15 protein-coding genes are annotated in these 17,068 nt (G+C 62.3%); 12 read left to right on the top strand and 3 right to left on the bottom strand.

Annotation, left to right across the window (positions count from 1 at the left end; all coding sequences use genetic code 11):
• Window positions 1-74: 74 nt before the first annotated feature.
• Window positions 75-1,310 carry a tyrosine--tRNA ligase gene (gene tyrS, locus AVTE2539_RS21455; protein ID WP_284413758.1) on the top strand — a complete coding sequence of 412 codons (1,236 nt, stop codon included), beginning with the start codon at window positions 75-77 and terminating at the stop codon, window positions 1,308-1,310.
• Between the two features lie 23 nt (window positions 1,311-1,333).
• Here the strand turns inward: tyrS and AVTE2539_RS21450 are convergent, their stop codons facing one another.
• Window positions 1,334-2,326, bottom strand: a complete 993-nt coding sequence (locus AVTE2539_RS21450) for a LysR substrate-binding domain-containing protein (RefSeq protein WP_272565107.1) — start codon at window positions 2,324-2,326, stop codon at window positions 1,334-1,336.
• Window positions 2,327-2,444: 118 nt separating this feature from the next.
• On the opposite strand from AVTE2539_RS21450, the gene AVTE2539_RS21445 reads away from it, so the two are divergent.
• The 5 genes from AVTE2539_RS21445 (at window position 2,445) to AVTE2539_RS21425 (ending at window position 7,014) form a co-directional block, all read left to right on the top strand.
• Window positions 2,445-2,972 (top strand): DUF2917 domain-containing protein, encoded by a 528-nt coding sequence (locus AVTE2539_RS21445; RefSeq protein WP_284413755.1) that lies wholly within the window; start codon window positions 2,445-2,447, stop codon window positions 2,970-2,972.
• A gap of 194 nt (window positions 2,973-3,166) precedes the next feature.
• Window positions 3,167-3,466, top strand: a complete 300-nt coding sequence (locus AVTE2539_RS21440; protein WP_284413753.1) for a DUF2917 domain-containing protein — start codon at window positions 3,167-3,169, stop codon at window positions 3,464-3,466.
• Window positions 3,467-3,751: 285 nt separating this feature from the next.
• Window positions 3,752-4,522, top strand: a complete 771-nt coding sequence (locus AVTE2539_RS21435; RefSeq protein WP_284413751.1) for a Crp/Fnr family transcriptional regulator — start codon at window positions 3,752-3,754, stop codon at window positions 4,520-4,522.
• 167 nt (window positions 4,523-4,689) lie between these two features.
• The gene (gene glmU, locus AVTE2539_RS21430; RefSeq protein WP_284413749.1) at window positions 4,690-6,126 is read left to right on the top strand and encodes a bifunctional UDP-N-acetylglucosamine diphosphorylase/glucosamine-1-phosphate N-acetyltransferase GlmU; all 1,437 of its coding nucleotides are present in this window, start codon (window positions 4,690-4,692) and stop codon (window positions 6,124-6,126) included.
• A 3-nt stretch (window positions 6,127-6,129) separates the two neighbouring features.
• A complete protein-coding gene (locus AVTE2539_RS21425; RefSeq protein ID WP_284413747.1) occupies window positions 6,130-7,014 on the top strand; it encodes a sensor histidine kinase in 885 nt (294 codons plus the stop codon).
• A gap of 33 nt (window positions 7,015-7,047) precedes the next feature.
• Here AVTE2539_RS21425 and AVTE2539_RS21420 read toward each other — a convergent pair whose 3' ends face one another.
• Entirely contained in the window at window positions 7,048-7,560 is a 513-nt protein-coding gene (locus AVTE2539_RS21420; RefSeq protein WP_284413745.1) for an Lrp/AsnC family transcriptional regulator, read from the bottom strand.
• A 138-nt stretch (window positions 7,561-7,698) separates the two neighbouring features.
• Between AVTE2539_RS21420 and glmS the strand changes: the two genes are divergently transcribed.
• From glmS to AVTE2539_RS21390, 6 genes are all read left to right on the top strand, one after another.
• Window positions 7,699-9,621, top strand: a complete 1,923-nt coding sequence (gene glmS, locus AVTE2539_RS21415) for a glutamine--fructose-6-phosphate transaminase (isomerizing) (RefSeq protein ID WP_284413744.1) — start codon at window positions 7,699-7,701, stop codon at window positions 9,619-9,621.
• Between the two features lie 526 nt (window positions 9,622-10,147).
• Window positions 10,148-11,473: a hypothetical protein gene (locus AVTE2539_RS21410; protein WP_284413742.1), complete on the top strand. Its 1,326-nt coding sequence runs from the start codon at window positions 10,148-10,150 to the stop codon at window positions 11,471-11,473.
• A gap of 68 nt (window positions 11,474-11,541) precedes the next feature.
• Complete coding sequence (locus AVTE2539_RS21405; RefSeq protein ID WP_284413740.1) at window positions 11,542-11,937, top strand: hypothetical protein; 396 nt, start codon at window positions 11,542-11,544, stop codon at window positions 11,935-11,937.
• A 377-nt stretch (window positions 11,938-12,314) separates the two neighbouring features.
• Window positions 12,315-14,057 (top strand): TnsD family Tn7-like transposition protein, encoded by a 1,743-nt coding sequence (locus tag AVTE2539_RS21400; protein ID WP_284413738.1) that lies wholly within the window; start codon window positions 12,315-12,317, stop codon window positions 14,055-14,057.
• Window positions 14,058-14,123: 66 nt separating this feature from the next.
• The gene (locus AVTE2539_RS21395; protein WP_284413736.1) at window positions 14,124-14,486 is read left to right on the top strand and encodes a hypothetical protein; all 363 of its coding nucleotides are present in this window, start codon (window positions 14,124-14,126) and stop codon (window positions 14,484-14,486) included.
• A complete protein-coding gene (locus AVTE2539_RS21390) occupies window positions 14,483-15,835 on the top strand; it encodes a TniQ family protein (RefSeq protein ID WP_284413734.1) in 1,353 nt (450 codons plus the stop codon). Before AVTE2539_RS21395 ends, AVTE2539_RS21390 begins: the two co-directional genes overlap by 4 nt.
• A 33-nt stretch (window positions 15,836-15,868) precedes the next feature.
• Here the strand turns inward: AVTE2539_RS21390 and AVTE2539_RS21385 are convergent, their stop codons facing one another.
• Window positions 15,869-16,984, bottom strand: a complete 1,116-nt coding sequence (locus tag AVTE2539_RS21385) for an AAA family ATPase (protein ID WP_284413731.1) — start codon at window positions 16,982-16,984, stop codon at window positions 15,869-15,871.
• Window positions 16,985-17,068: the final 84 nt, after the last annotated feature.

Genomic DNA, 17,068 nt, shown 5'->3' with positions numbered 1-17,068 from the left:
CACTAGAATCCGCCACTGCAAATGTGGGCCGGAGTATAACGACGAGCGCCCCGGAAACCCCCAAAAAAACCCTTATGAATCAATCTGCTGTTACAACATTCCCAATCACCGATGGTGTAGGACGGGCGCTTGAGGTATCGCTGCGGGGCGCTGACGAATTGCTGCCCCGCGACGAATGGACGAAGAAGCTGGCACGCTCCGAGGCGACCGGCGTGCCGCTGCGCATCAAACTGGGGCTGGACCCGACGGCGCCGGACATCCACATCGGACACACCGTGGTGCTCAACAAGATGCGCCAGTTGCAGGACCTGGGGCACCAGGTGATCTTCCTGATCGGCGACTTCACCAGCCTGATCGGCGACCCCTCCGGCCGCAACAGCACCCGGCCGCCCCTCACCTCCGAGCAGATCAAGGCCAATGCCGAGACCTACTACCGCCAGGCCAGCATGGTGCTGGACCCGGCCAAGACGGAGATCCGCTACAACAGCGAATGGAGCGAGCCGCTGGGCGCGACCGGCATGATCCAGCTCGCCGCCAAGTACACGGTCGCGCGCATGATGGAGCGCGACGATTTCCACAAGCGCTTTTCGACCGGGCAGTCGATCAGCGTGCACGAATTCCTCTACCCGCTCATGCAGGGCTACGACTCGGTGGCGTTGAAGAGCGACCTGGAACTGGGCGGTACCGACCAGAAGTTCAACCTGCTGATGGGTCGCCATCTCCAGCAGGAGTACGGCCAGGAACCGCAGTGCGTGCTCACCATGCCGCTGCTGGTGGGTCTGGACGGCGTCGACAAGATGTCGAAATCCAAGAACAACTACATCGGCATTGCGGAAGACGCCAACACCATGTTCGCCAAGGTGCTGTCCATCTCCGACACGCTGATGTGGGACTGGTACACGCTGCTGTCGTTCAAGTCCCTCGCCGAGATCGCCGCGCTCAAGGCCGAGGTGGAGGCCGGCCGCAACCCCAAGGACGCCAAGGTGATGCTCGCCAAGGAGATCACCGCGCGCTTTCACAGCGCGGCGGCCGCCGATGCGGCCGAAGCGGACTTCATCAACCGCAGCAAGGGCGGGGTGCCCGACGAGATTCCCGAGGTGGCCCTGGCCGGGGCGCCGCTGGGCATTGGCGCGTTGCTGCGCCAGGCCAATCTGGCGCCTTCCGGCAGCGAGGCCAGCCGCCTGATCGATGGTGGTGGCGTGCGGGTGGACGGCGGTGTCGTCAGCGACAAGGGGCTCAAGCTGGAAGCGGGCACTTACGTGCTCCAGGTGGGCAAGCGCAAGTTCGCGCGGGTCACGCTCAGCGCCTGAACGCTGCACGCGCCGCACGCGCGTCAGTCCAGGTTGTCGCTCAGGTCGGGGTCAGGCACGTCGCCGATGGCCTCGCGCGTGGCCTGTGCCTGCAGGGTGAGCCAGGCGCAGAACGCCCGGATTTCCGGCCGCTGCCCGCTGCGCGGCCCCACCAGCAGCCAGTACGCCAGCGGTGAATCGAGCCGGTAGCCCGGCAGCACTTCCACCAGATCGCCCGACGCCAGCGCGTCGGCGATGAGCGGCATGCGCGCCAGGGCCAGGCCCTGGCCGGTGAGCGTGGCCTGCACGATCTGATGGGCGTAATTGAAGTACAGCCAGCGCTTGGGCTGCAGCTTTTCCTGCCCGTTAAGTTCGAACCAGCGGCGCCAGGTGAGCCATTCAAGGTGCATGGTGCGGTGCGCATCGCCCGCTTCGATGAGCGTGAAGCGCGCCACGTCCGCGGGCCCGCGGATGGGCGGATTGCTCTTGATGAGCCAGGGGCTCGCCACCACGGCCAGCTGCTCGCCGAACAGGCGCTGCGAGCCGCTCATGTTGGCGCTGGGCAGGCTGTAGCGCAGGGCCAGGTCCACGTCGGCGGTTTCCAGGTCCACGGCCACATCGCTCGCGTCGATGCGGATGTCGATGTCGGGGTTTTCGCGCTGGAACTCTTCCATGCGGGGAATGAGCCACATCGAGGCGAAGCTGGCCCAGGTGGTGATGGCCACGCTTTTGCGGCCCGCGGTCTGCCGCACCAGCCGCACGCAGGCATCCATGCGTTCAAGAGCCGGGGCGACGGCCCGCTGCAGCTGCGCGCCGGCGCTGGTCAGCTCCACCGCCCGGGTGTGGCGCAGAAACAGCGGCACGCCCACTTCTTCTTCCAGCGCCTGGATCTGGCGGCTGACCGCCGACTGGGTAAGCGATAGCTCTTCCGCGGCCGCCCGGAAGTTCAGGTGGCGGGCCACCGCGAGAAAGGCGCGCCAGTGGCCGACCGCCACTGGCCGGGTGCGCAAGTGGGTGATGGGGGCAGGCAGATTCATGGCTGGGATTGATGAGGCTTGGGAATCAAATTATCTCCGGCTTTTCATTGGACCGGATGGGGGTGGTGAGCCGAATATCCAGTCCTGTCAACACCGAAATTCATGCAAGGAGCACTCCATGTCAAACCCTTCCGTTCTGGAATCGCAACAATCCCGGGCGGGCGCTGCGTCGGCCCGGACGATGGCGGGTTGCTGGATTTTGCCCCCACGCCGCGCCTTGGGTTTGTATCCCACCCAGCGGTCGCGGCTGCGCATCGAGCGCGGCGGTGTCTGGCTCACGGTGACAGGCGGCAAGGGCGCATTGCCCGGCGACTGGTTCCTCGGCGAAGGCGATGAGCAGATGCTCGAGCCCGGGGTCCATGCCGTCATCGAGCCATGGCACGGCGGTCGGGCCGCGCTTTCGGGTGGCGTGCTGGCCGAAGGCGTGCAATTTCGCTGGGATCCGGTTGCCCTGCCAGTGCCGGCGGTGCAGTCCGAGGCCTGGTCGCGGGGCGTCGTAGCGCCTTGGGCGGACTTGGTGGGGGCTTTGCGCGGGGCGGCGTGGGCTGGGGCCCGGCTCGTGAAAGGGCTGCTGCAGTGGGCGGGAGCAGGCCGTTGGGCGCCGACGACTGCACCTCGGACCTGCATTGATGCGCAATGCGAATAGATCAGGGAGGTCTTTTGCATTGATGTGGTTCCGGCATGAATCGCCTGGGGCGTTTTCATTGGACGGTGCCACATTGCCAGACGCATGATAGGCACACTGCTAGGGTTTTCCAGGAGAAAGAAATGACCGCTTCAAATGTTCTGAATTTTCAACAATCCGCTGTCTTGCCTCGCGGAGAGGCGAAAGACATTTGCATGCTGGCCATCGGCAATGCCCACAGCCTGCGCCCCCGTGTGCCGATGGCCCTGCGCGTGATGTCCGGCCATGCCTGGGTCACGCTCGACGACGGCCCGAACGGTGAACGCGACGTGGCAGCCGGCGACGTCTTTCTCAATGCCGGCCAGACCTTGTGGGTGGCGGCCGGCCAGCACGCCGTCATCGAGCCCCTGGGCCGCGATGCCGTGCAGTACCGCTTCAGCGCTTCGGCGGTGGTGCGCCATGCGGACAGTGCCTTGAAGGCCCGCTCCACGCAAGGCGAGGCCTGCTGCGCCTGAAGTCCGTCTTGCTGCCGTTCCCCCAGGGAATCGCAGCGAGGCGGCAAGAAACTGGCGCGGTGGCGCTGAAGGCGGGCCGGAAGCTGTCAAAGCTCCCGGCCCGTTTGACATTTCAGGGCCGGTCGGCAGGCTGATGAAAGATCTCCCAGCGGGGGAGAAAGTCAATCGGCGCTGGTGCGCCGGCGCAAGGTCTGTGGCGTGCCGTGCACAGTGTCAAAAGACATAGGGAGGAGTACCCTGGTGTGCCTAGAATCGCCGCCCACCAGTTCTCACCGATTCGCCTTTATGAGCGTGGACTTTGCTTCTGAATCCCTGGCGCACGCCATTCCGCGCCATTGCGATGCCTGCCGGTTGCGCAACACTCCTTCCGCTTTCACTCCGGTATCGCCGCAGGAGCTGCAGTTCATCGACCAGTTCCGCTGCGGCACCGCCACCGTGGCGGCTGGGGGCACGCTGATCCGCGAGCACCAACCCAACGGCAAGCTCTACACGCTCTACACCGGTTGGGCATTCCGCTACAAGACGCTGTCGGATGGGCGGCGCCAGATCCTCAACTTCCTGCTGCCGGGCGACCTGGTGGGGCTGCAGCAGGAGTTCGGCGACACCGCGATGCACGGCGTGGAGGCTGTCACCCCTTGCGCGTTCTGCGTGTTCCCGGCCGACGGGCTGTGGTCGCTGTTTCGCGACCATGGCCGGCTGGGCTACGACGTGACCTGGCTCGCGGCGCGCGGCGAAGGCATGGTGGACGACAACCTGCTCACCACCGGCCGTCGCAATGCCACCGAGCGCGTGGCCATGCTGCTCATGCACTTGTACCGCCGGCTCGACCGCCTGGGGCTGTCCGAGAACGGCACCGTCGAATTCCCCATCACCCAGCAACACATCGCCGACTCGCTCGGGCTGTCGCTCGTGCACACCAACAAGACGCTGCGGCGCTTGGCGCAACTGGGTCTGCACGAGATCGCCGATGGGCGGCTGCGCATCATCAATCCGCGCGCGCTGGCCCGCATCGCCGAGTATTACGACGCCATCCCCCGGCCGGTACCCCTGCTCTAGGCTTTGGGTGAAATCGGCCTCCAGTGCAATAAGTACTAGGGCATATTGCTATTAATTTTGTAGCAATCTTAAAACCCCTGGCGGGCGCGGCAGGGCGCCGATAATCGGCAGATTCCCCTGGGACGCCGGTCGCCGTGCCGCGCGGCCGCAACCGAACGGACCCTTTCATGACAGCACTGGACATCATCATCATGGCGGCGGGCAAAGGCACGCGCATGAAAAGCCGCACCCCCAAGGTCCTGCAGCGCCTGGCGGGTCGCCCGCTGCTGCGCCATGTGCTGGACCAGGCGTCCAGCCTGCGGGCCCGGCGCGTGGTGGTCATCACTGGCCATGGCGCTGACCAAGTGGAGGCCGCCGTCGCCGGCGGTCCGGGGGGTGATTCCGGCGCCGGTTTCGAATTGAAGTTCGCCCGCCAGGAGCCGCAGCTCGGCACCGGCCATGCCGTGCAGCAGGCGATGCCCGCGCTGGCGGGTGACGGCACCGTGGTCGTGCTGTCGGGCGACGTGCCCCTGACCCAGGCCGCCACCTTGCATGCGCTGGTGGAAGCCTCGGCGCGGGAGCGGCTCGCGCTGCTGACCGTGACGCTGCCCGACCCGGCCGGCTACGGCCGCATCGTGCGCGATGCCGCCGGTGCGGTGCAGGGCATCGTGGAGCACAAGGACGCGAGCGAGGCCCAGCGCGCCATCACCGAGGTGTACAGCGGCATCATGGCCGTGCCGGCGCAACGGCTGGCCGGCTGGCTCGCCCGGCTGCGCAACGACAACGCCCAGTGCGAGTACTACCTGACCGACATCGTCGCCATGGCCGTGGCCGATGGGGTGCCGGTGGTGGCCCATCGCATCACCGACGCATTGCAGGTGGCGGGCGTGAACAGCCCACTGCAATTGGCGGAGCTGGAGCGCGCGCACCAGGCCCGTCAGGCCGCGGCGCTGATGGAGCAGGGCGTGCGCCTGGCCGACCCGGCGCGCTTCGATCTGCGCGACGATGCCCGCATCGGGGTCCGGGGCCGGCTGGTCTGCGGGCAGGACGTGGAGATCGACGTGAACTGCGTCTTCACCGGCCACGTGGAGCTGGGCGAGGGCGTGCAGATCGGTGCGCACTGCTGCATCGCCAATGCCACCATCGCGGCGGGCGCGGTGGTCCACCCCTACACCCACATCGACGGCGAGAAAGCCGGCGTGCAGGTCGGCCCGGGCGCCCTCATCGGGCCTTTCGCCCGCCTGCGCCCGGGTGCCCAACTGGGCCGGGAGGTGCACATCGGCAACTTCGTCGAAGTGAAGAACTCCACGCTGGCCGATGGCGCCAAGGCCAACCACCTGGCCTATCTGGGCGATGCCACGGTGGGCGAGCGCGTGAACTACGGCGCGGGCAGCATCACGGCCAATTACGACGGGGCCAACAAGTTCCGCACCGTCATCGAGGCCGACGTGCACATCGGCAGCAACAGCGTGCTGGTGGCGCCCGTCACCATCGGTGCCGGGGGCACGGTCGCCGGCGGCTCCACCATCACGAAGGACGCCCCGCCGGGCGCCTTGAGCGTGGCGCGCGGCCGGCAGGTGACCATCGAAAACTGGAAACGGCCCGCCAAGCTGCCCAAGGCCTGAGCCATGGACGGGCTCGGTGATCTGCCCGGCGACGAACGGGGTCAACAAGCGCAGGCCGATGAAGTGGCGCGCCTGCGCGCGGAACTGGACGCGGCGCGGCAGGAGCAGGAGGCGTTCCTGCGGGCCGTGTCGCACGACCTGCGCGCGCCCGTGCGCCACATCCTCGCCTACGGCCGGCTGGTGCGGGAGACCGTCGCACAGAGCAATGCCGATCCCGAGGCGTTGCAGTTTCTGGACACCATCGCACAGGCAGGCCAGCAGCTCGGCAGCATGATCGACGGGCTGATCCAGCTGGGGCGCATCGGCTCAGCCCCTGCCACGCCGGGCCCGGTCGCGCTGGGCCCGGTGCTGCAGAGCGCGGTGGCTGCGGCGCGGACGGCCGCCGCTGCGGCACCTGCGCTGAAAAAAAGCGTGGCCGCGAAGGAGCCCACCTCTTCCGGGGAGGGGGTGGCCAGCGCCTGGATCGACACCGTGCATTGGGATCTGCCCGCGGCCGAGGCCTGGCCCGTGCTGTGGGCGGACGCGGGCTGGCTGCAGGAGGTGTTGGTGGCCTTGTTGGACAACGCCCTCAAGTTCTCGCGCGGGGCCCAGCCGCCACGCATCGCCGTGCAGGTGCGGCCGGCACCCGGCAATCGGGTGGACATCACGGTGCAGGACAACGGCGCCGGCTTTCCTGCCGCGCAGGCGGGGCAGTTGTTCCAGGTGTTCCAGCGGCTGCATCCGGCGAGCCAGTTCGAGGGCCTGGGCCTGGGGCTCGCGCGGTGCCGGCGCCTGGTGGCGCGCATGGGCGGCACCATTGGCATCAGTGCAGCGCCCCACCAAGGCTGCACCGTGTGCCTGCAATTGCCGGCCGCGGGGACGGCTGGTCCGGACGCCGCTGCCAGCTGAGCGCGGCGATGGCCACCGCGCCCGTCCGGCGGCTCATGGCGTGCGGGGGGGCAGGCTCTCCGGACGCACGCACGGCAGCTTCGGCTCGAATTTGCTGCGCTTGAGGCTGAAGAAGGCCTTCACGTTGCGCACGTTGCCGTCGCTGGAAAACAGGCGCTGGGCCAGGGTCAGATAGCCCGGGATGTCCTGTGCGTAGATTACCAGGATGAAATCGGGCCCCGGCGAGACGCGGTAGCACTGCTGCACCGCGGCTTCCGGCTGCATGCGCTGCTCGAAGGCTGCCAGGCGTTCGGTGTCCTGCCGGTCCAGCGTCACTTCCACGATCGCGGTGATGCCGTGGCCCAGGTGCCGCGCCAGGGCATCGGGCTGGACCAGGGCCACCTCCCGCTCGATCAGGCCCGCCTCGCGCAGGCGCTTGACCCGGCGAAGGCAGGTGGGAGGCGACACGCGAACCGCTGCGGCCAGGGCCTGATTGCTGGCCGTGGCATCGTCTTGCAGGGCGTTCAGCAGTTGAAGGTCGGTGTCGTCGAGAAATAATGATTCCATGGCGTTAATTTTATGGAACTAAATTTCAATGTGTGTTTTGATGGAAATTTAATTCCAAATATTGTTTGAATAATTTATACATATTTCTTGACGCCCTGCCTACCATCGCCCATCCACATTCCTTTCAGGAGAACGTCCATGTGCGGCATCGTCGGCGCGGTATCCACGCGCAACATCGTCCCCATCCTCGTGCAGGGCCTGCAGCGCCTGGAGTACCGCGGCTACGACTCCTGCGGCGTGGCCATCCACGATGCCAGCCTGGGCGCCTCCCGCACGGGCGGCCTGCGCCGCGCCCGCAGCACGGCCCGCGTGGCCGAGTTGCTCGAGCAGGTGAACGCCGAGCAGGTCGAGGGGGCCACCGGCATCGCCCACACCCGCTGGGCCACGCACGGCGCCCCGGCGGTGCACAACGCCCATCCGCACTTCAGCCATGGCACGGGCACGGGCGATACCACGGCGGATGAGCCGCTGCGCCTGGGCCGCGTGGCGCTGGTGCACAACGGCATCATCGAAAACCATGAAGAGCTGCGCGCCGCCCTGCAGGCACGTGGCTACACCTTCACCAGCCAGACGGACACCGAAGTCATCGCCCACCTGGTGGACAGCCACTACAGCGGCGACCTGTTCCAGGCCGTTCAGGCCGCCGTCACCCAGTTGCATGGCGCCTATGCCATCGCCGTCATCCACAAGGACGAACCCCACCGCGTGGTGGGCGCACGCGCCGGCTCGCCGCTCATCCTGGGCGTGGGGGAGGGCGAGCATTTCCTGGCCAGCGATGCCATGGCGCTCGCTGGGGTGACCGACCAGATCGTGTACCTGGAAGAGGGCGACTTGGTGGACCTGCAACTGGGCCGCTACTGGATCGTGGGCAAGGGCGGGCAGCCGCTGGAGGCCCATCGGCGCCCGGTACGCACCGTGCAGGCGCACAGCGGCGCCGCCGAGCTGGGCCCCTACCGACACTACATGCAAAAGGAGATCTTCGAGCAGCCCCGCGCCATTGCCGACACGCTGGAGGGCGTGCGCGGCATCGTGCCCGAGCTGTTCGACGGTGCACCCGGCCCGGACGGCGAGCCCGGCGCCGCCGCCTGGCGCGTGTTCAAGGACATCGACTCCGTGCTCATCCTGGCCTGTGGCACCAGCTACTACAGCGGCTGCGCGGCCAAGTACTGGCTGGAGTCCATCGCCGGCATTCCCACCCAGGTGGAAGTGGCCAGCGAGTACCGCTATCGCACCAGCGTGCCGAACCCGCGCGCGCTGGTCGTCACCATCAGCCAGTCGGGGGAAACGGCCGACACGCTGGCCGCGCTGCGCCACGCGCAAAGCCTGGGCATGCTGCACACGCTCACCATCTGCAACGTGTCCACCAGCGCCATGGTGCGCGAATGCAAGCTGGCCTACATCACGCGTGCGGGCGTCGAGATCGGCGTGGCCTCGACCAAGGCCTTCACGACCCAGCTGGCAGGGCTGTTCCTGCTCACCCTTGCCATCGCGCAGTCGCGTGGCCGCCTGACCGACGACCAGGAGGCCGAGCACCTGAAAGCCATGCGCCACCTGCCCGTCGCGCTGCAGGCCGTGCTGGCGCTGGAGCCGCAGATCATCAGCTGGGCCGAGGACTTCGCGCGCATGGAAAACGCGCTCTTCCTGGGGCGCGGGCTGCACTACCCCATCGCGCTCGAAGGCGCCTTGAAGCTCAAGGAAATCAGCTACATCCACGCCGAGGCCTACCCGGCAGGGGAACTCAAGCACGGCCCCCTGGCCCTGGTGACCAGCGCCATGCCGATCGTGACCGTCGCGCCCAACGACACGCTGCTGGAAAAGCTCAAGAGCAACATGCAGGAAGTGCGCGCGCGCGGAGGCGTGCTGTATGTGCTGGCCGATGGCGACACACGGATCGAAAGCGGCGAGGGCCTGCACGTGATTCGCATGCCCGAGCATTACGGCCCGCTGTCGCCGCTGCTGCATGTGGTGCCACTGCAATTGCTCGCATACCACACGGCTTGTGCCAGGGGGACGGACGTGGACAAGCCCCGCAATCTGGCCAAGAGCGTGACGGTGGAGTGAGTGCTTGTGGCGGCTCCCGCACTGCTATTCTGGGTAATTAAAGTCGTAAACACGCAAATAAAGTCGTAAACAAGCCTCCAGCATTTACGTGGGTTTGCGGGGTGGTCATTTGTAACGGTAAAGTCGTAAACTCGAACTCGACGGGGAAAGACGACCTCGAAATACGAAGCAACCTGCAGCCCTGTTTGGGTTCGTTGCTATATAAAAAAGAGCGCTCAATTTGAGCGCTCTTTTTCTTTGGCTTTTCTAGAAGTTCTTGCGGTCCGAGCAGCCCCTAAGCGCTCCGATGACTGCAAGAGGCTGGTCGGCGACACTGGCACGGGCAAAGTGAACGACGGCCTGAGCGTGTACCGGTCATTCGAATACGGTGGCCTCGATAGACCGTTGCACTTCCGCGATAAGCGTTCGACCGCAACCGGTCGGCTCCCGGATCGTGCGCGTCTCCTCGGCTATATGTCGTCGGCGGCTCGGCTGCGGGACGGGTTACATTCTCTCCAGAACTGGATTACTGATGAGGGAGAGAAACATGACAGCCATTGTTCCTAGGGCGCCCGAGCCACAGCTGCCTGCCCTTGCCGAGACCATGCTGCCGGCTCTAGCAGCACTCACCACAGCGCTCGGCATCCCGCGTACCGTATTGGCGAGCGACGAGGAAATTCAGTACGCGTGGCGCGACTTGCCGCGAGAGCTCCGCGAGATTCCCCCTGCGCTTCGCGACCAACTCATTGCCCGCATGTGCGTTGCCGTGAGCACAGGGCTTTTCGATGGAGCCATGAACTACATCTGGAACGCGGCGATCCTGCAACTGCGGACCAAGGTTCGCAACTTCGGGCTCCCCATCGTTGCTCAGATTCTTCAGGCGGACTTCGAAGAGAAGCACCTCGTGGAGTTGCAGGACAGCCGACTGCTGGAACTTTGCCTGAAGCTCAACCTCGTGAATGAAGACGGGCACTTTTTCCTAGACCAGTGCCGTGACGTCAGGAACAACTTCTCGGCAGCCCATCCGACACTAGGCACAGTAAATGATCGGGAGTTCACGACATTCCTCAACCGGTGCGTACGCTACGCCCTTGGAAATGCATCCTCGCCAAAGGGGGTGGAAATCTCTGCCTTCATTTCTGCGATCAAAGGACTGCGCTTTACCGCGAACCAAGGTGGAATCTGGGTGCAGCGTCTCTCAGAGACTCATGACTCGCAAAGGCAGATGCTCATCGGCATGGTCCACGGGATCTATTGCGACCCGAACGCATCGGAGCCGTCTCGGTTGAACGGACTGGACATCTGCAATGCGCTCAAGGGGAGCTTCACTGCGGCCCTTCGGTACGACCTCGTCAACAAACACAGCGACTACGCCGCCAAAGGTGATGAGCCACGACATTCGGCTTCTCTTCAGTTTTTCGAGAAGCTCGGCCTACTCACGTTGTTGAATGAGTCGGAGCAACACGCTGTGTTTCACAGAGCGATTGAACGGCTCTGGAACGCCCACAACGGCATGAACAACTTCTATAACGAGCCCGCTTTCGCCGAGAGGCTGCTCGAATTGTCGCGCCAAGGTGCCGTCCCGGAGACCGTCCAAGAACAGTTCGTGCAGGTGGTCGTGTGCTGCAATGTTGGCAACGGCTACGGCGTTTCTTGGGCTGCGGCGACAAGCTATGAGCAAATCATTCGGTCATTCTCGCCCCGAGAGATCGCAACGATGATTCGACTTGCTGCGACAGCCGAGACAACGCTAGGACGTCGTTGCGCGAGTCTGCCTTCTTGCAGGGAGCGCTTCAAACAGACATTGGCCCTCATCGACCCGGCCAGCGTCCCCAGCGGCGTTAAGGCTCAATACGATCACTTTCTGAAGTGATTTTTGGGCGATAGCCGTTGGAGCATTCACAGAATTGCAGGCCACAGCTGCTCGAAGGAAATTCTTATATGCCTGTCGTTCTCACATTTGATCTCACAGACTACAACGCAAACGATCATGGTCGTCTGAGAGCAATGTTTGAGAGGTTCGGCTGGGAAAATCTTGGCGGCACAGCCTATAGATATCCTCGCCTTGGAACTGACGATCAGCCTGTTGAAGATTGGCTCAACCACGTTGCCCCGGCAATCATGATGTTTCGCTCGTACCTCGCGAACCATCCCGAAGTCACTCTCACTCGGTTTACGCTAGATGCCAATGCGTCATCGGGCTTTAATCCGACGAGTGGGTTCGGGCGTGGTGTCGTTCCAGCGGCCCAAGCTGCAACCTACCAAGCAACTCATCCGGGGCACTTTGGCATGGCCAATCTGGAGAACTGGCTTGACAGTATTCCATACCCGTACTGACTATTCGGCAGTCCATTCTTCAATGGTACTGGCCTGCGGTTAGCCCCGTGCGTCGAACATCGAGCGTTCTCAAACAGCCTCGGCAGGATGCGTGGGTCGCGAGCGTAAAACCCGGCGTTCGGTTGAGCTCCAAGCAGAGGCGGCAGTTGCTCGCCTGGTGAATGTAGGCGGCAACACCAAGGCCGGCTACGGACGCGGCGGCCGTCTCTACGCGACAACGGCCGGAATGGGCTTCACAGCGTGAATTCGATGATCAATATCGGTGGACAGCACCCGCTGCATTGCTGCCACCCGCGCAAATCGATAGCGACGACGACTTGCAATGTCCGCAAGCTAGGCGCCTTGTGCTGCGCCCTCGTTCGGAATAGCCTACCAAGATGCCAGAAACGGACAGGCTCTTTCCCGAATACCAACTGCTGTCCTGGCTGCCTGACGAAACCTTTTTCAGTCTTGTTAGCCGTCATCACCAGCTTTGGGGGCACGTCACATCTGCGCAAACCTGCCAACTGATCTTCGGCAGCGCACGTGCTGGTACCCACCATGATTTACCCAACAGTCTTGGGGCCTTCACGACGCGAACGAACGGGTCGCTTGGCGAAGTCGATTCCATATCGAGAGAGCGGACACTGCTCAAGTTCTACGCAGCCTTCGCTCAGCAAGACGAGACTGAAAATGCCGTCGCGTGTATGTCCAGCTCCAGTGTCGCCCACTTGAAGCTGCGCCTTGGAATCCTCACAAGTCGCTTTCGCGCCAATCATCCCCTCAAAGCCTGCCCGCAATGCATGGAACAGGACCTCCGCGAGACGGGGTGGGCCTATTGGCATTTGAAGCACCAGTTCCCGGGTGTGTGGATGTGCACGACACACAAACAACCACTGCTGCAATCTGCCCTGAAGGCCAATGGGGTCGAGCGTTTCCAATGGCTTTTGCCACGCTTCAGCGAATTGAATCCCGCTTGCGTGGCGCCCATCGAGACCGTTTCATCCTCCGTGTTACTGAGCCTCGCCGAACTCATTGAACACCTTGTGCAATCAGAGGAACATCAACCATTACTACCAGGGAAACTCCACGAGGTCTACCGCCAGGAACTGCAGGCGCGAGATTGGATCGCTGGTGCGGCCAGCTTGCGCACTGGACAGATCGCGACTGCCTTCCTCAACTACTGCGAGCCGCTCAGGCGTATCCCTGAATTCGATTCGCTGGCCGAAGACGAGGAGGGAATGGCGACGCAACTGGGCCGACTGCTGAGGCCGCCTCGTTCCGGCACCCACCCCCTCAGGCACCTGTTGCTCATCCATTGGCTGTTTGGCGATGCCCAACGGTTTGACTTCGCATTGAAATCTGAGGACGCCCACAACCGCGCACCTATCCTGGACGATGTTCTGACCGCATTGCCAGTCGTTGACCCGCGAATAGACCGCCTATGTAGCCTCATTCAGGAGGAGGGTCAATCAGTGCGCAAGGCGGCGAACTTGGTTGGGGTCGATCCGCAAACAGCGCTCGTCTGGGCGGCAAAGGCTGGGATAGCAATTTCACGTCGGCCACAGAAACTATCCACAAATGTGCGTGCCAAAGCAATCCGAGACTTACGCAGAGGGACTGACAAGGAAAAAGCGGCCTCTAAAGCCGGGGTCTCCGTCGGGAGCATCACCCGCTTGCTGCTCAGTGATGCAAAGCTGCATGCAGATTGGTCTGCGGCACGAAGCGCAAAAGCGAGAGCCCATTCGCGAGCACTGTGGCTTCAATTGTTGCAGTCCTCGGGAAGTCTCGGGATCAAATGGATGCGCCAACTGGACCCGCGCACCTACATGTGGCTCTACCGGAACGACCGCGCCTGGCTGGATGCCAACAAGCCCGACCTGCTACCAGCTACGCTGCGTCCGAGGCCCTCGGTAGTGGATTGGGAGGCCAGAGACGAGCAACTACGCGGCTTGGTTCGTGAAGCAGCGTTGCGCCTTATGGAGGAGCGGGACGAACGCCGCATCCACTTCTGGCAGTTGTGTCAGCAAATACCTGATCTCCGGGCCAAGCGGGCTTCTCTGCACCGATTGCCCCGCACCTTTGACGCGATCCAGGCGGTTTTGACTGCACATCTCCCCTCCCAGGACCTTTTTCGCTGATGACAGTCCAGTCTCGCCAACATTTCACGCTTGATATGCAAATATGTATTGAGATATGCTAAATGCATGATTAAATCAGAAGTGAGAGCTCGCGCAGCGAACGCGCGCCGCATCTGCACGGCGCATGGAATCGCCCAGGCTGATATCGCTGCCCATGTGGGGGCCAGTCAATCGCAGGTCAGCCGTATCCTCAAAGGGGAGGGCATAAGGGCTTCCCGCTTGTTTGAAGAGGTGTGCCTTTTCGTTGAGCGCTTCGAGGGCGGGGTCAGCGCCGATGCTGTGCGCAGCAACCACGAACTGATTGAGGCACTTCGAGCGACTTGGGATGGTTCTGCGTCAGATGCCAAAGCCTTGGCAGCTGTCATCCGTTCGCTTGCTGTCCTGAAACATTCGACACCTGTTTCCCGATCTCAAGGAGAGCGTTCATGACCATGCTCGTGCAGCCTGTGCCATTGCCGGAGGAGCTGGATCGCGGATATCTCGGCCGGATCATGAGAGTCAATGGCTACAAGCATCTAAAGGAAATGACGGACGCCATGGCAGAGCACTTTGGACATGCAGGAACGAGCAGACGTGAACTGACCGTCCATGCACTACTGAGTCGGATGGCAGGGATGTCCGAAGTTCAATTTGCACAGCGGCATACCACTTTGCCGTTACGACGAGGGATCACCTCATATCACCCTGAGGTTGCCCATGGAAGTGAGGGGGAGGGCACGGCACTCAACTTCACAGCGATGCAGAAGACCTACCACGCAGCGTACTTCTGCAAAGACTGTGTGACTGCTGACATTCGCTTTCATGGGGTCAGCTATTGGCGCCGGGATCACCAAATCCCAGGGCAGCTATGGTGTCCGAAGCACAGGATACCGTTGTCTTTCGTGTCCACTGGGGATCCACTCCTGCACTCGCCAACTCAGTTCGTCGGAAGCGGTGCATCAATCCCATATGTGTGGGCAGAGGAGGCATTACAGAACGGATATGTGCAAAGGTTCCTCGATCTGGCGGCCACTTTTTACGATCAACCAAAGCCCTTCAGTGTCGCGTTAGTTGTTCCCATGTTGAATGACCTTGGCCGGTCGCTCGGGTTTAAGACCAATCCTGGGCAGAGTAAGGGCGATTTGATCAGCGATCGACTATGTGATTTGTTTCCTCATCATTGGCTCGATGCGGTGTTCCATGGAATTCTGGAGAAGGAGCCAGGCACGTTCCTACACCAGATTGACGGGGTGATGTACTTAAGAACTTCGGCGTCTTCCGTGACGGCATATCTGCTGGTCTTAACCGTGCTGTTCGAGAGTGCCGACGAAGCGATTAACGCGCTATGTAACGCCTGCAGCGATGCTGAGAAGCGAGGAGTACGCCGTTCTCGACGCGTTCACAACTTACCTGACGACAGTACCCTGATTGACCTATACGTCGAGGCTCTCGGCGCGCATAGCGAAGTGATGAAGAAATTGGAGTTTCCCGCGCACACGGTGAGGAAAGCGCTTCTCGGCTTGGGCCTTCCAACTCTTTCCGATGCGGATGATCCTGAGGCGATCGGTCGTGTTGTCGGCTTGAGAGCCTTCTACCTTCGGCGACTTTCTTTTTCAGCGAGCGCAGAAGTTGCTGGGCTGTCTGAGCGAAAGTTCGAGGGATTGCTTCGGATGTGCGGCCCGAATTTGCCTAAATGCTTAAAGAGGATGAATCCCAAAAACAGCGTACGCCCCCGTGCTCGAAAAGCAAAGCAGGTTTTGTCAGTGCAATTTGCAGCGATAGTGGAGCCTGTTCAGTGAACGGGCCCACCTTGCACCTAACTTTGTTGACTCTCAGTCGCTTTTGACTGGACCCCAGAACTGACCCCAGAAGCTGTGGTCCCGGGTGACCAGGTCTTCGTACCGTCCCATCCGCTTGGGATCTTGGCTGCGCAGTGCGTCGACCGCCGCTCCCACAGGAGCGAGATAGGTATCCGCTGCGACGCGGAAATCGTCGAGCCGCAAGTCGTCTTCTTTGCGCTCAAATGCCACTCGATGGGCGGCCACCCATAAGGCGATGATCAACCGTTGGACACCCGCCGTTTTTTCCATGATGACCACAGCCAGTTCATCCGAAATCGGTATTGGTCGCGCGACATACTGGTACACCCCCAGCCTCTGCAGGAATTGGTGTCGAAAAAACGGGTCTTCAACATCGATAAAGTGCTTAAACGCGTGATACCCCGAGGTGACAATGCGTTCGGCGTTGCTCAATCGTTTGGTCAACGCACTGATCCCATCGGGTGTGCCCGATACCAGCAATGGTATTTGCCACGTGTTCATCAATGTGAGAATCCATTTGATGCACTGATCTTCCACAATGCTGAGCTCTGGAGGTTCCTCCCCGACCTTACGCCGTTTTCGTCGATCCAGTGTTGAGAGTTTGAAGAAGTTTTGGATCTCATCGAGATGCAGCAAGCCCAAAAAATGGGTCGATGCCACTTGTCGCCATTCCTCCAGCATCTGCATCCCATTGCGCCAGTCTCCCGACAGTGTCTTGTCAAACCGGGCGCTACCGGTGACCTTTCTCCAAGCAGTCATCAGTGCGGCTGCGAGATCTGTTGCTTTACCGCTGGCGGGGACATCCAGTGAAAGCCAGACAACTTGTTGTAAGCCGTTTGTCATCCGAAAAAATGACTGATGCTTGATGACTTGCTGGGGATACCTACCTAGGCACCTTCTAATCGCTTGAGTCTTTCCCGAACCTGATACTCCCTCCACCGCAGCTCCGAAGGCTGGAGCATTCAACGGTAGCTGGAATTGAACAGGTTCACCGCTGATCTTGCTCCAGGTGCTCGCAGATGAGGGGTGCAAATGATGGTAGTTCTGCCTGATCATCATGTCGATGGATTCGAACAGCTGAAGCCCTTCAATGCTCGGTATGTGTAGATTGCGGACATCCATCAGCATGTGTAGTCGCAGGTGACGCGGAATGGTCCCAATATCCTGTGGAGGTCGTTTGGGAAGAGCTACGAGTGAACTCGCAGCCTCCTG

Origin of the sequence: Acidovorax sp. SUPP2539 (genome assembly GCF_030158975.1) — a bacterium.
Classification (GTDB): domain Bacteria; phylum Pseudomonadota; class Gammaproteobacteria; order Burkholderiales; family Burkholderiaceae_C; genus Paracidovorax.
The sequence above is the reverse complement of the archived record's forward strand: the minus strand, read 5'-3'. Positions and strand labels throughout refer to the sequence as shown.